This is a genomic window from Actinomadura sp. NPDC049753 (assembly GCF_040674655.1).
Lineage (GTDB): Bacteria > Actinomycetota > Actinomycetes > Streptosporangiales > Streptosporangiaceae > Spirillospora > Spirillospora verrucosospora.
The window spans coordinates 43,080-56,425 of sequence record NZ_JBFARL010000011.1; the positions used below are offsets into that span (position 1 = coordinate 43,080).

Annotated in this window: 12 protein-coding genes; 3 read left to right on the forward strand and 9 right to left on the reverse strand. The window is 72.9% G+C overall.

The window, feature by feature from the left end:
• Positions 1–77 precede the first annotated feature (77 nt).
• The 6 genes from pdxS to pgsA all read right to left on the reverse strand — a co-directional run bounded on the left by pdxS (position 78) and on the right by pgsA (position 5,609).
• Positions 78–1,001 (reverse strand): pyridoxal 5'-phosphate synthase lyase subunit PdxS, encoded by a 924-nt coding sequence (gene pdxS / locus AB0K37_RS05165; RefSeq protein WP_363975033.1) that lies wholly within the window; start codon positions 999–1,001, stop codon positions 78–80.
• A 133-nt stretch (positions 1,002–1,134) separates the two neighbouring features.
• Entirely contained in the window at positions 1,135–2,175 is a 1,041-nt protein-coding gene (locus tag AB0K37_RS05170) for a DUF3048 domain-containing protein (RefSeq protein WP_363975036.1), read from the reverse strand.
• 124 nt (positions 2,176–2,299) lie between these two features.
• Positions 2,300–2,842 carry a hypothetical protein gene (locus AB0K37_RS05175; protein WP_363975039.1) on the reverse strand — a complete coding sequence of 181 codons (543 nt, stop codon included), beginning with the start codon at positions 2,840–2,842 and terminating at the stop codon, positions 2,300–2,302.
• 7 nt (positions 2,843–2,849) lie between these two features.
• Positions 2,850–4,013: a glycosyltransferase family 4 protein gene (locus AB0K37_RS05180; RefSeq protein WP_363975042.1), complete on the reverse strand. Its 1,164-nt coding sequence runs from the start codon at positions 4,011–4,013 to the stop codon at positions 2,850–2,852.
• A 10-nt stretch (positions 4,014–4,023) separates the two neighbouring features.
• Entirely contained in the window at positions 4,024–4,950 is a 927-nt protein-coding gene (locus tag AB0K37_RS05185) for a phosphatidylinositol mannoside acyltransferase (RefSeq protein WP_363975045.1), read from the reverse strand.
• The gene (gene pgsA, locus AB0K37_RS05190; protein WP_363975048.1) at positions 4,947–5,609 is read right to left on the reverse strand and encodes a phosphatidylinositol phosphate synthase; all 663 of its coding nucleotides are present in this window, start codon (positions 5,607–5,609) and stop codon (positions 4,947–4,949) included. Before pgsA ends, AB0K37_RS05185 begins: the two co-directional genes overlap by 4 nt.
• Positions 5,610–5,963: 354 nt before the next feature.
• Here pgsA and AB0K37_RS05195 point away from each other — a divergent pair, with 354 nt between their 5' ends.
• Together AB0K37_RS05195 and AB0K37_RS05200 are read left to right on the forward strand one after the other, a co-directional pair.
• Positions 5,964–8,129, forward strand: a complete 2,166-nt coding sequence (locus AB0K37_RS05195; RefSeq protein WP_363975050.1) for an elongation factor G-like protein EF-G2 — start codon at positions 5,964–5,966, stop codon at positions 8,127–8,129.
• A 190-nt stretch (positions 8,130–8,319) separates the two neighbouring features.
• Positions 8,320–9,177 (forward strand): polysaccharide deacetylase family protein, encoded by an 858-nt coding sequence (locus AB0K37_RS05200; protein WP_363975053.1) that lies wholly within the window; start codon positions 8,320–8,322, stop codon positions 9,175–9,177.
• Between the two features lie 27 nt (positions 9,178–9,204).
• On the opposite strand, the gene AB0K37_RS05205 is transcribed toward AB0K37_RS05200, so the two are convergent.
• A complete protein-coding gene (locus AB0K37_RS05205) occupies positions 9,205–9,831 on the reverse strand; it encodes an HIT domain-containing protein (protein WP_363975056.1) in 627 nt (208 codons plus the stop codon).
• A 188-nt stretch (positions 9,832–10,019) separates the two neighbouring features.
• On the opposite strand from AB0K37_RS05205, the gene AB0K37_RS05210 reads away from it, so the two are divergent.
• The gene (locus AB0K37_RS05210; protein ID WP_363975059.1) at positions 10,020–10,691 is read left to right on the forward strand and encodes an Asp23/Gls24 family envelope stress response protein; all 672 of its coding nucleotides are present in this window, start codon (positions 10,020–10,022) and stop codon (positions 10,689–10,691) included.
• Here the strand turns inward: AB0K37_RS05210 and AB0K37_RS05215 are convergent.
• Both AB0K37_RS05215 and thrS read right to left on the reverse strand, forming a co-directional pair.
• Positions 10,673–11,281, reverse strand: coding sequence for a hypothetical protein (locus AB0K37_RS05215; RefSeq protein WP_363975061.1), 609 nt, complete (start codon positions 11,279–11,281; stop codon positions 10,673–10,675). The genes AB0K37_RS05210 and AB0K37_RS05215 overlap by 19 nt on opposite strands.
• A gap of 47 nt (positions 11,282–11,328) precedes the next feature.
• Positions 11,329–13,314, reverse strand: coding sequence for a threonine--tRNA ligase (thrS, locus tag AB0K37_RS05220; protein ID WP_363975064.1), 1,986 nt, complete (start codon positions 13,312–13,314; stop codon positions 11,329–11,331).
• Positions 13,315–13,346: the final 32 nt, after the last annotated feature.

A 13,346-nucleotide genomic window follows, 5' to 3' on the forward strand; every position in this document is an offset into this window, starting at 1 on the left:
AAACCCTCGGGGCGGCCCGTGTGGAGGGGGTACCCACCGATCCGCCCGGCCACCCGGGCCGGGCGGACGCACCTGCGCTACCAGCCGCGGCCGGCGAACTTCTGGTCCTCGCCGAGGGAGGCGGCGTTGATGCCGACCATGGCCTCGCCGAGGCCGCGGGACACCTTGGCGATCACGTCGGGGTCGTCGTGGAAGGTGGTGGCCTTCACGATCGCCTCGGCGCGCTGGGCCGGGTTGCCGGACTTGAAGATCCCGGACCCGACGAAGACGCCCTCGGCGCCGAGCTGCATCATCATCGCGGCGTCGGCGGGGGTGGCGATGCCGCCGGCGGTGAACAGCACGACGGGCAGCTTGCCCGCCCGCGCGACCTCCTTGACCAGCTCGTAGGGGGCCTGGAGCTCCTTGGCCGCGACGAACAGCTCGTCCTCGGGCAGGTTCTGCAGGCGGCGGATCTCCTGCCGGATCTTGCGCATGTGCGTGGTGGCGTTGGAGACGTCGCCGGTGCCCGCCTCACCCTTGGAGCGGATCATCGCCGCGCCCTCGGTGATGCGGCGCAGCGCCTCGCCCAGGCTGGTGGCCCCGCAGACGAAGGGGACGGTGAACGCCCACTTGTCGATGTGGTTGTCGTAGTCGGCGGGCGTGAGCACCTCGGACTCGTCGATGTAGTCGACGCCGAGGGCCTGCAGCACCTGGGCCTCGACGAAGTGGCCGATGCGGGCCTTGGCCATGACGGGGATGGAGACCGCGGCGATGATCCCGTCGATCATGTCGGGGTCGCTCATCCGGGAGATGCCGCCCTCGGCGCGGATGTCGGCGGGGACCCGCTCCAGGGCCATGACGGCGACCGCGCCCGCGTCTTCGGCGATCTTCGCCTGCTCGGGCGTGACGACGTCCATGATCACGCCGCCCTTGAGCATCTCCGCCATGCCGCGCTTGACGCGGGCGGTCCCGGTCTCGGGCGCGGCGTTGTCAGGGGCGGGAGTGGAAGTGGACACGGGCATTCCTCACGTGGACGGACGACAAGTCTTTTCCCATGATATTGCCTGCTCGTACGACCTCTCGACCCGGCAGAGTGTCAGCGGGGGGCGCCGGCCGCTTACGGAGTGACGGGCGGTGGCCCTCAGGCGCGCCCTGCTAGGGCGTGTAGGGCTTTCCGTCGTTGACGAGCACGACCCAGACCTGGCCGCGGGCGAAGTTCATCGGCCTGCCGTCGGGGGTGGTGTAGGTGGTGCCCTCGCCCTCGGACGGGCGCGACCACTTGGCGCCGTAGGCCTTCCCGTCGCGCAGGACGACCGCGCGTCCGGTGCCGGTGGTGTGGATCAGCGGCGTGTAGCTGCCGAGGAAGTCGTGGAACTTCGAGCGGGTCGTCCTGGCGTACTGGACGACGACCGTCCTGCCGCCGAGCAGCCCGCCCTCGGCGGCGCGGTCGGGGGTGCCTCCCCAGCTGGCGAGCCACCGCTTCTGCTTGGCCGACCACGTGAAGCCCATGGTGGCGGCGGGCCACCGGGCGGTGAACGAGCGGGTGGGCTTGCCGCCGTCGGGTGCGTCCCCGAAGGTGAAGCCGATGTCGCGCGGCTTCGCGGCCTTCGGCGCCTGCTTCAGAAGGTTTCTGGGATCGGCGTAGAGGTTGTAGGGGATGCGCCTGTCGCCGGAGCGGAAGTACGCGCCGCCCGCGTTCTCCTGGGAGATGTCGTACACCGGCGCCTTGCGGATGTACTTCTTCATCTTGCTCTGGACGCCGGAGAACGCGAAGGCGGGACGGCCGAACTGCGGAAGGATGTGCAGGTCGGAGATGCGGGCACTGCGGACGGGCCCGACCTTCTTCGGCAGCTTGGAGGAGTAGACCGCCATCAGCCGGGTCTCGCCGCCCTCGACCTGCTCGACGTAGACGATGTCGGCGGCCGAGACGCCGCTCTGCGGGAGCGCGGGGCGGGTGTTCTCGATCTTGACCGCGAGGACGGGGTTGCCCAGCCCCCTGGTCCCGCCGGTGAACGGGTGCGTCGCGGGGGTCGGCGTCCCGCCGGCCTGGGGCGCGTCCGTGGCGCTCGACGACGGCGGCGGCGCCGGCTTCGCGCCGTCCGACCCCGAGCAGGCCGACAGCCCGGCGCCGAGGACGAGGACGCCCATCCCCGCGGCCGCGCGCCCCCGGACGGTGGTGTCCCAGACAGATCGCACGATCTACCCCTCCTTTGGACGATCTGCCAGAGGGTAGCGAACGTGATCCCGTGCGCTCGCCCGCCCGGTGTTACGGCCGCGCGGGGCTCCCCGGATCAACCCGACCCCGGCGGATCGCGGGCCGTCAGATCCCGGGCGGGTCGTCGTCGATCTCGAAGAAGTCCGGGAGCGGGGCCCTCCCCGCGAGCGGAAGCACGCGGATGAGCAGCTTGCGGCGCGCGATCCGGGCCTGGGAGACGGCGTCGTTGTAGAAGCGGCGGGCGTAGGCGACCTTCGCGGCGGCGGACGACAGCTCCTCCAGGACCGCCCTGCCGTCGCCGCCGCCGCGGGCGTCGAGCGCGTCGACGAACCCGGGCTGGTCGACGGCGGCCCGCAGCGCCCGCGACAGGTCGCTCTCGGCGAACTCGCGGGCCTCGGCGTCGGCGGTGCGCGCCTCGTGGGCGGCGGTGGCCAGCACCAGGCTGGTGGCGGGGTCCAGGAGCCGGGACGCGGCCAGCTCCAGCGTGGCGGCGGCCCGCCTGACGAGCGCGGCGTCGAGCGCGGCGCGGGCGGTCTCGACCCGCACGTGCAGCCGGTCGAGCCGGGTGGCGCGCCACGACACGTACACCGCGATCAGGAAGACGACGGCGATCCAGAACAGGACGTCGATGACCCAGTCGTAGGACATGCCGCCCCTACGCCCCGAGCCCGGACTCGACCACGCGGGCGCGGCCGCCGGTGACGGTCTCGTACACCCGCACCACGTCGCGGGCCACCGACGACCAGTCGTAGGTCCGCACGGCCGCGCGCGCCTCCGCCGACAGCTGCTTGCGGCGGGCCGGGTCGTCGAGCAGCGCCCCGGCCGCCGCGGCGAGCGCCTCGTGGTCGCCGACCGGGAACAGCACCCCGGCCCGGCCGCCGCGCAGGACCCGGTCGAACGCCTCGATGTCGCTGGCGATGATGGGCGCGCCCGCCGCCATGGCCTCGGCGAGGACGATGCCGAAGCTCTCGCCGCCGAGGTTGGGCGCGACGAACACGTCCACCGAGTGGTAGGCGCGGACCTTGTCGGCCTCGCTCACCATGCCGAGCACGACGACGCGGTCGCGGAGGTCGGCCGGGACCCGGGCCAGCACGTCGCCGGCGTCGCCGGGGCCGGCGAGCAGCAGCCGCAGCCCGGGGCGCGCCCTGCCGAGGATCTCGAAGGCGCGCAGCAGCACCTGCAGGCCCTTGCGCGGCTCGTCCATCCGGCCGAGGAAGCCGAGCGCTCCCCCGTCGCCGCCCCCGGGCGGCGGGCCGGTGCGGCCGCGCCAGCCCGCCAGCGGCTCCGCCATCGCGTAGCGCTCGGTCGCGACACCGTTCGGGATCAGCACGGCGTCGCCGCCGAGGTGCTCGACGAGGGTGGTGCGGGCGGCCTCCGACACCGCGATCCGGCCGGTGATCTTCTCCAGGGCGCTCTGCAGGATCGGCGCGGTGACCGACAGCGCCCGCGACCTCTCGTAGGACGCGTGGAACGTGCCGACGATGGGCCCGTCGGCCGCCCAGCAGGCGAGCAGCCCGAGCGAGGGCGCGGCGGGCTCGTGGACGTGCAGGACGTCGAACCCGCCCTCGCGGATCCAGCGCCGGACCCGCCCGGCCGACAGGAACCCGAACGCCAGCCGCGCGACCGAGCCGTTGTAGGGGACGGGGACGGCGCGCCCGGCGGACGCGACGTAGGGCGGCAGGTCGGCGTCGTCGTCGGCGGGCGTGATGACCGACACCTCGTGGCCGAGCGCGATCAGCGCCTCGGTCAGGTCACCGATGTGCTGCTGGACGCCGCCCGGCACGTCCCACGTGTAGGGGCAGACGAGTCCCACCTTCATCGGCCGGCCCTCATCTTCGGCCGTCCGCGAGGTCGTCCACCCAGACCTTCTGCAGCATGTGCCAGTCCTCGGGGTGGGCGGCGATGCCCTCCTCGAAGGCGCGCGCGAGGTCCTGGGTCATGGCCTGGATCTTCTCCTGTCTGCCGCCCCCGTCCGGCACGGGGACCTCCTCGTGGACCCGCGCCGCCCAGTACTCGCCCTCATACCAGAGTGTCACGGGAATGAGGGCGGCGCCCGTCTGGAGGGCGAGCGCGGCCGACACGGCGGGCATCCGGGCGGTGGCGCCGAAGAACTGCACGTCGACGCCGCTCTCGGTCAGGTCGCGGTCGACGACCAGGCACACCGGCCGCCCGGCGCGCAGCCGCTGCGCCATCCGCCCGTAGGCGGAGGCGCCCTTGTGCGCGAGCACCTCCATCCCGAGGCCCTCGCGGAACTCGACGAACCGGTCGAAGAGCGACGCGGGTTCGAGCCGCTCGGCGACGGTGGTGAAGGGGTGGCCGCTGTGCACCAGCCACGCGCCGGCGTGCTCGTAGTTGCCCATGTGGGGCAGCGCCAGGATGACGCCGCGTCCGGAGTCGAGGTTGGTGAAGATCTTCTTCTCGCCGGTGACCCGCATCCGGCCGAGGATCCGCGCCCGGTCGTACTCGGGCAGCCGGAAGACCTCCAGCCAGTAGCGGAAGTAGGAGCGCAGGACCTTCTTGCTGAGGACGCGGACCTCGTCGTCGACGGCGTCCTTGCCGAGGACGCGGCACAGGTTCCTCTCCAGCTGCCGCACGCCGCCGCCGTGGCGGTGCCAGGTGCGGTCGGCGAGCGCGGCGAACACCAGGCGCGCCGCGCTCTCCGGCATCTTGCGGACGACCGTCCAGCCCAGGGCGTAGACGGCGTCGGTCACCTCGTCCCGAAGCGACGGCGCCTCCGCGCGGCGGGGCGTGGTCATGGACGCGGCTCCGGCGTCTTCTCGGCTCCGTTCTGCGCGCCGTTCCCGGCCCCCGCGCCCGCGCCGGGCCTCGCCTGGGCGTACACCGCCGCGAACCGCTGCCCGACGGTGACGGTGCTGAGCACGGCGAGGCCCCACAGGGCGACGGCGAGGATGTAGGGGACGCCGAGCCCGTCGAACCCGGCCGCGACCAGGGCGACGATCAGGCGCTCGGCGCGCTCGGCGATGCCGACGTTGCAGGTGTAGCCGAGGCCCTCGGCGCGGGCCTTGGCGTAGGAGACCACGACCCCGGAGACCAGGCAGTACAGGGCGACCCCGGCGAGGGGCTCCTGGCCGGCCCGGTACAGCCCGATCATCAGCCCGGCGAAGATCGCGGCGTCGGCGACGCGGTCCATGGTGGAGTCCAGGAACGCGCCGAACGCGGAGATCTTCCCGGTGACCCGGGCGACCGCGCCGTCGAGCATGTCGAACAGGACGAACGCCGTGATGACCATCGTCCCCCAGAAGAACTCCCCGCGGGGGAACAGCACGAGCGCGCCGGCGGCGACGCCGATCGTCCCGATGACGGTGATGGCGTTCGGCGAGACCCCGGTCCGCGCGACCGCCTGTCCGACGGGGGTGAGGACTCGCCCCAGCGCGGGCCTGATCTTGTTGAGCATCGACGTCCGTTCTCGTGATCATCGGGAGTCGCGGCCACCGGGAGTCGTGCTCACCGGGAGCGGCCCCGCCGCGGGCGACCGGCGCCCGCGCGGCGCGCCCATCGTAGTGCGCACACCGCGGACGCGCGGCCGGTCACCCGGGCCGCCGCCCCGGGGGCCGGACGGATCGCGGTTGTTTGCCGTTCACCCCTTGTGATCCCGGCCCTCACGGGAAAGGCTGTTGACACGGGTGTGACGTCGGTCACGCGCGATGGACGAGGTCGGACGCCGCACTCGGACGTCAGGGCCGGGCCCGCGGGGCCGGGCCCCAGCCGCACGCGGGCCTCCGCGAGAGGCCCGTCCGAGGAGGTAGTCATGGCGGACAAGGGAGGCCACCCGGGAGCCCCCGGCAGGGCACCGGAGGCCGACGGGTGCGACAGGGTGCGCAACGTCGCGCTGGTCGGCCATTCGGGGGCCGGCAAGACCACGCTCGTCGAGGCGCTGCTCGCCGCCACGGGCACGCTGCAGCGGGCGGGGAAGGTCGAGGACGGCACCACCGTCAGCGACTTCGACGAGGTCGAGGTGCGCCAGCAGCGCTCAGTGAACCTCGCGCTCGCGCCGCTGACGCACGGCGACATCAAGGTCAATCTCATCGACACACCCGGCTACGCCGACTTCGTCGGCGACCTGCGGGCCGGGCTGCGCGCCGCCGACGCGGCGCTGTTCGTGATCTCGGCGGTGGACGGCATCGACGGGCTCACCCGGATGATCTGGGAGGAGTGCGCGGCGGTGCGGATGCCGCGCGCGGTCGTCATCACCAAGGTCGACCAGCAGCGCGGCGACTACGACGACGTGGTCCTGACCTGCCAGGACGTCTTCGGCGAGGGCGTCGCCCCGCTGTACTTCCCGGCCCAGGGCGACGACGGCCTCAAGGGCCTGATCGGGCTGCTGTCGCAGCGCTGCCTCGACTACTCGACCGGGAAGCGCACCGAGTGCGACCCCGATCCCCGGTACCTGGACCAGATCTCCGAGCAGCGGGCCTCGCTCATCGAGGGGATCATCCAGGAGAGCGAGGACGAGACCCTCATGGACCGCTACCTGTCCGGTGAGGAGATCGACGTCAAGGCGCTCATCGAGGACCTGGAGACCGCGGTCGCGCGCGGCAGCTTCTACCCCGTCCTCGCGACGTCGGTTCCGCACGGCGACCACCCCGGCCCGGTCGTCGGCATGCTGGAGCTCCTGGAGGTCATCACCCAGGCGTTCCCCTCCCCCCTCGAACACGGCATCCCGCCGGTGACCCCCGTGGCGGGCGGGCCCCCGAAGGAGATCTCCTGCGATCCGGACGGGCCGCTGGTCGCGGAGGTCGTCAAGACCACGTCCGACCCCTACGTCGGGCGGATCTCGCTGGTCCGCGTCTTCTCCGGGACGCTGCGCCCCGACACGACCGTGCACGTCTCCGGGCACGGCATGGAGGACCGCGGCCACGAGGACCACGACGTCGACGAGCGCGTCGGCGCGCTCACTTCGCCGCTGGGCAAGACGCAGCGCACCGTCGCGTCGTGCGGGGCGGGCGACATCTGCGCGGTGGCGAAGCTCGGGCGCGCCGAGACCGGCGACACGCTGTCGGATCCGGGCGCTCCCATGGTGATGGCTCCCTGGTCCATGCCCGACCCGCTGCTGCCGGTCGCGATCCGCGCGAAGTCCAAGGCCGACGAGGACAAGCTGAGCCAGGCGCTCGGCCGGCTCGTCGCCGAGGACCCGACGCTGCGGCTGGAGAACAACGCCGAGACGCGGCAGCTGGTGCTGTGGTGCATGGGCGAGGCCCACGCCGACGTGCTGATCGACCGGCTGCGGGCCCGGTACGGCGTCGAGGTCGAGCGGGTGGACCTGCGCGTCCCGCTGCGGGAGACGTTCGGCGGGGCGGCGAAGGGCCTCGGCCGGCACGTCAAGCAGAGCGGCGGGCACGGCCAGTACGGCATCTGCCACATCGACGTCGAGCCGCTGCCCTCCGGGGAGGGCTTCGAGTTCGTCGACAAGATCGTTGGCGGGGTCGTCCCGCGCCAGTTCATCCCGTCGGTCGAGAAGGGCGTCCGGCAGCAGATGGAGCGCGGCGTGTCCGCCGGGTACCCGATGGTCGACATCAAGGTCACGCTGCACGACGGCAAGGCCCACTCGGTCGACTCCTCGGACATGGCGTTCCAGGCCGCCGGGGCGCTCGCGCTGAAGGACGCGGCGGGCCGGGTGCCGATCCTGCTCCTGGAGCCGGTCGACGAGGTGGAGGTGCTGATCGCCGACGAGTACGTGGGACAGATCATGTCCGACCTCACCTCGCGCCGCGGCCGGGTGCTCGGCTCCCAGGCGGTGCCCGGCGGACGCACGATGATCAAAGCGGAGGTGCCGCAGCTGGAGATCGTCCGGTACGCGATTGACCTGCGGTCGATGTCGCAGGGCACCGGCACGTTCACCCGCGGCTTCCTGCGGTACGAGCCGCTCCCGTCGCATCTCGCCGACAAGGTCGCCGCCGACGGCAGGGACGGCTGACCGCACGCCCGCGGGCGGGGTCCGGCGCGGGCCGGGCCCCGCCCGTCCCCTCCGCCGCGGTGACGCGCGGCGCCCGCGGACGAGACCTCGGGGGGAGCCGGGCTCATCCCGCAGGGTGACCCGCGATTCGGCCGCAGGACCGATGATCAGGGCCGGTCCGCGGTGGCATCGTGGTCGCACAATGGAAAACGTGGACGACCCCCGGGCTCCGGCCGCCCCCGGACGCCGGGCCTTCATCAAGGGGTTCGGTCTGGCGGCCGCCGGAGCGGTCACGCTGGGCGCGGGGGCGGAGGCGGTCGGCGCCGTGGTCGGTTCCGGGAACCCGCCGTCGTCGGCGATGGCGGTGCCCATCGCCGGCCCGTGGCGGCCCGGGAGCGCGCACGTCGACGTGGTCTGGGGCGTCGACACCGCCCAGAAGCTCGTCGCCCTCACCTTCGACGACGGGCCGATGCCCAACTGGACGCCCATGGTGCACGACATCCTGGACGCCGAGCGGGTCAAGGCCACGTTCTTCCTCGTCGGGGAGAGGCTGGTCCGGCACGCCCGGCTCGTGCACGGGCGGATGGACCGGCACGAGGCCGGCAACCACACCTGGCAGCACCAGGACCTGTCGCGCCTCTCCGACGAGCGGGCCCTGGAGCAGCTGCGGCGCGCCCACAACGCCATCGGGCGGATCGTCGGGAAGGAGCCGCGGTTCCTGCGGCCCCCGTTCGGCCACCTGGGCGGGACCACGCTGAGCGCCGCGTGCCGGTTCGACTACGCCATCGCGCTGTGGTCGATCAAGATGCTGGAGAAGACCTACGAGGACGACCCGCCGGCCCTGGTGGACTACATCGTCGGCAACACCGGGCCCGGCACGATCCTGCTCGCCCATGACACCGGCGACCACGACCGCCTGGTCGCGCTGCGCAACCTCGTCCCCATGATCCGCGGCCTGCGCGCCAAGGGCTTCGAGTTCGTCACGGTCTCGGAGCTGATGAGCGTCTCGCAGGCCCCCTCCCGCGCGCCGGGCGACGGGGGCCTGCGGCGCGCCGTGCCCCCCGCCTAGGGCGGCCGGCGCGCGGGCGCCGGAAGGTCAGGCGTGCGGCCAGGCGTCGGCCAGCATCTGGCGGGTGTCGCGCAGGAGCTGCGGGAGCACCTTGGTGTGCCCGACGACCGGCATGAAGTTGGTGTCGCCGCCCCAGCGCGGCACGACGTGCTGGTGCAGGTGGGCCGCGATGCCGGCGCCGGCGACGAGACCGAGGTTCATGCCGACGTTGAAGCCCTGCGCGCCGCTGGCCTTGCGCAGCGCCGTCAGGGACCGCTGCGTGAACGTCGCCAGCTCCACGTACTCCGGCTCTTCGAGGTCGGCGTAGTCGGCGACGTGCCGGTACGGGACCACCATCAGGTGCCCGGAGTTGTAGGGGTAGAGGTTCAGCACCGTGAACACCGACGTCCCGCGCGCGACGATGAGCCCGTCCTCGTCGGTCATCTTCGGGATCTCGCAGAACGGGCAGCCGTCGCCCGAACCCGCGCCCGTGGGCTTGTTCTCGCCCTTGATGTAGGCCATCCGGTGCGGGGTCCAGAGCCGCTGGAAGTTGTCGGGCGTGCCGGCGCCGCCCCTCTCCTCCTCGAAGCGGGGCGTGCGCTCGTTCCCGGCGCCGGCCCCGGGCGCGTCCTCGCGCCCCTGCTGCACCACGGACTCCTCCGGCTCTGCGCTCAAGGCGGCGGTCTCCTTTTGTTCACGGCCTGACCAGCAGCATAGAGAGAGACGCCCTCGGGGCTGTAGCCGGGATCCCCTAGCATGGCCCGTCGGCGGGTCTTCGGACGCGCCCGCGATCCGGTGCCTGCGTGACGTTCCGCGCGTCGCTCCGACACCATGGTCACCCGACCGAACCGCAGGGAGCGATCATGACCGGGCTCGACAAGCGCCAGACCGGGAACGCCGAGCAGGGGCCGGGGGCCGGGCCCGGACCGCGGTTCCCCGGGGCGCCCACCGGCCGCCCGGAGACCGATCCTCCCCCCGTCACGCCGTCGCAGGGCGCGGGCTCCCCGGCCACACCGTCCCCGGGCATGCCGTCCCAGAGCCTGCCCTCCCAGAACATGCCGTCCCAGGGTGCGCCGCTTCCAGGAATGCCGCAGGGGGCGCCGCTGTCCGCGCCTCCCGCGACCGCGACGCAGCAGCCGGTCCCGCCCCCGCGGGGCGTGCTGTCGTCGGGGCCGAACGCGGTGCCGATGACCATGCACGGCTCGTCCGGCGACCTCAGCGCGCCGGTGGACGGCCGCATCACGATCGGCGACGCGGTGATCGGGAAGATCGCCGCGTTCGCCGCGCTGGAGGTGGAGGGCGTCGCCGGCCTCACCGTCCGGGAGGAGCCCGCCGCCGCGGGCGTGCGCGTCGTCCAGAACGACGACGAGGTCACGCTGGACGTCGCCATCGCCGTCGAGTACGGCCTCGTGATCAAGGACGTGGCGACGAAGGTGAAGGCGAACGTGGCGCGGGTGGCGGGCATGATGCTGGGGACGCGGGTCGCCGCCGTCAACGTGTCGGTCGAGGACGTCCGTCAGGCGGGGCGGGCGTAGCAGTTCTCCATCCCGCCCCCCACCGAGATCGTGGTGACCTTGACGCGCTCCACCAGCTGCGGCGCGACGCCCGTGAAGTGGAACGTCTGCGGCCCGCCGCTGCGCACGGTCCTCTGCTGGGCGGTGGGCTCCCGTCCCCGCAGCGACAGCTCCGCCCGGATCGCGCCGCTGGCGGAGACCGCGATGACGACGTCCACGCCCGTGGGAGTGGCCCGGTAGTACGCCGCCCCCTTCGGGCAGGCGCCGACGCCGCCGCTCGATCCGTTCTGGGAAGGGATCTGCGGTCCGCCGCCCTGGCCGCCGGCCCCGGCGCCCCCGCCGCCCGGATAGGGCCGGTCGCCCCCGGTCTGCTGCGGGGCGGGACCGGTCGGGGTGACGGGCAGCCCCTCGCCTCCGGGAAGACCCGTCCCCGCTCCCGGCGCGGACGGGGCCGCCGTCCCCCCGGAACCGGCGGCGCCCTTCGTGCCCCCGTCCATCAGGGGCATGAGGAGCACGATGACGGCGGCCGCGACGAGCGCCAGGGTGCCGGTGTAACCGGCGATCCGGAGCCAGAGCGACCGCCCCGGCCGCCCCGGCCTCCTGGACTTCATCTCCGCTGTCTCCCCGGTCCTCGAACGTGATCGATGAGGCTACCGGCTCAGACCTGGACGCGGGTCCGCACGGCCTCGACGATCTCCTCGACCGCCTCGTCGATCGGGACGCCGTTCTTCTGCTCGCCGCTGCGGTACCGGAACGACACCGCGTCCTTGGCGACGTCGTCGTCGCCCGCCAGGAGCATGTACGGGACCTTCTGCTTCTGCGCGTTGCGAATCTTCTTCTGCATCCGGTCGGAGGAGGCGTCCACCTCGACGCGCAGGCCGTGCTCGCGCAGCCGCGCGGCGACCTTCTCCAGGTGCGGGACGTGGGCGTCGCCGATCGGGATGCCGACCGCCTGCACCGGCGCCAGCCACGGCGGCATCGCGCCCGCGTAGTGCTCCAGCAGCACGCCGAAGAACCGCTCGATCGACCCGAACAGCGCCCGGTGCAGCATCATGGGCCGCTGCCGGGTGCCGTCGGCCGCCTGGTACTCCAGGCCGAAGCGCTCGGGCTGGTTGGGGTCGACCTGGATGGTCGACAGCTGCCAGGTGCGCCCGATCGCGTCCTTGGCCTGCACGGAGATCTTGGGGCCGTAGAACGCCGCGCCGCCCGGGTCGGGGACGAGGTCGAGCCCGGTGGACTCGGCGGCGCCGCGGAGGGCGGCGGTCGCCTTCTCCCACATCTCGTCCGAGCCGATGAACTTGTCGGACTCGTCGCGGGTGGACAGCTCCAGGTAGAACTCGTTCAGCCCGTAGTCGCGCAGCAGGCCGAGGACGAAGTCGAGGAGGCGCTTGATCTCCTCGCCCATCTGGTCCTCGGTGCAGTAGATGTGCGCGTCGTCCTGGGTCATGCCCCGCACGCGGGTGAGGCCGTGCACGACGCCCGACTTCTCGTACCGGTACACCGACCCGAACTCGAACAGCCGCAGCGGCAGCTCACGGTAGGACCGGCCGCGCGCCCGGAAGATCAGGTTGTGCATCGGGCAGTTCATCGGCTTGAGGTAGTAGTCGCCGCCGTCGACCTCCATGGCGGGGAACATGTCGTCCTTGTACCAGCCGAGGTGCCCGGAGGTCTCGAACAGGTGGCCCTTGGTGATGTGCGGGGTGTTGACGAACTCGTACCCCTCCTCCTCGTGCCGGCGGCGCGAGTAGTCCTCCATCACCTTGCGGACGGCGCCGCCCTTCGGGTGGAAGACGGCGAGGCCGCTGCCGATCTCGTTCGGGAAGGAGAACAGGTCGAGCTCGGCGCCGAGGCGGCGGTGGTCGCGCTTCTCGGCCTCCTCCAGGAACTTCAGGTACTCGTCCTGCTTCTCGCGGGACTCCCAGGCGGTGCCGTAGATCCGCTGGAGCTGCGGGTTCTTCTCGCTGCCGCGCCAGTAGGCGCCGCCCGAGCGCATCAGCTTGAACGCGGGGATGACCCGGGTGGACGGCAGGTGCGGGCCGCGGCACAGGTCCTTCCAGCGCAGCTCGCCGGACTTGGCGTCGAGGTTGTCGTAGATGGTCAGCTCGCCGCCGCCCACCTCGACCTCGGCGCCGTCGGCGGCGTCCGCTACCGGGCCGGCCCCCTTCAGCCCGATCAGCTCCAGCTTGTAGGGCTCGGCGGCCAGCTCGGCGCGCGCGTCCTCGTCGGAGACGGGGCGGCGGGCGAACCGCTGCCCCTGCTTGACGATCTCGCGCATCCGCTTCTCGATGCGCTTGAGGTCGTCGGGGGTGAAGGGCTCGGGGACGTCGAAGTCGTAGTAGAAGCCGTTCTCCACCGGCGGGCCGATGCCCAGCTTCGCCTCGGGGAACAGCTCCTGGACGGCCTGCGCCATCACGTGCGCGGCGGAGTGGCGCATGATCGCCCGGCCGTCGTCCGAGCCGATCTCCACCGGCTCGACGGCGTCGCCGTCGAGCAGCTCGCCCGCGAGGTCGCGCAGCTCGCCGTTGACGCGGGCGGCGATCACGGTGCGGCCGTCGGCCTCCAGCGCCTGGCCCGCGGTGGTGCCCGCCGGCACCGCCCGCTCGCTCCCGTCGAGGGTGATGCGCAGCTCAGACACGGTGGACACGGGTACTCCTCGCGATGATGGGTCGGGGTCAA

Bases quoted from the DNA above. Each gene is read 5' to 3' on its own strand.
- pdxS (WP_363975033.1), bottom strand. From the start codon at position 1,001: ATGCCCGTGTCCACTTCCACTCCCGCCCCTGACAACGCCGCGCCCGAG.
- AB0K37_RS05175 (WP_363975039.1), bottom strand. From the start codon at position 2,842: ATGTCCTACGACTGGGTCATCGACGTCCTGTTCTGGATCGCCGTCGTC.
- AB0K37_RS05180 (WP_363975042.1), bottom strand. From the start codon at position 4,013: ATGAAGGTGGGACTCGTCTGCCCCTACACGTGGGACGTGCCGGGCGGC.
- AB0K37_RS05185 (WP_363975045.1), bottom strand. From the start codon at position 4,950: ATGACCACGCCCCGCCGCGCGGAGGCGCCGTCGCTTCGGGACGAGGTG.
- pgsA (WP_363975048.1), bottom strand. From the start codon at position 5,609: ATGCTCAACAAGATCAGGCCCGCGCTGGGGCGAGTCCTCACCCCCGTC.
- AB0K37_RS05195 (WP_363975050.1), top strand. From the start codon at position 5,964: ATGGCGGACAAGGGAGGCCACCCGGGAGCCCCCGGCAGGGCACCGGAG.
- AB0K37_RS05210 (WP_363975059.1), top strand. From the start codon at position 10,020: ATGACCGGGCTCGACAAGCGCCAGACCGGGAACGCCGAGCAGGGGCCG.
- AB0K37_RS05215 (WP_363975061.1), bottom strand. From the start codon at position 11,281: ATGAAGTCCAGGAGGCCGGGGCGGCCGGGGCGGTCGCTCTGGCTCCGG.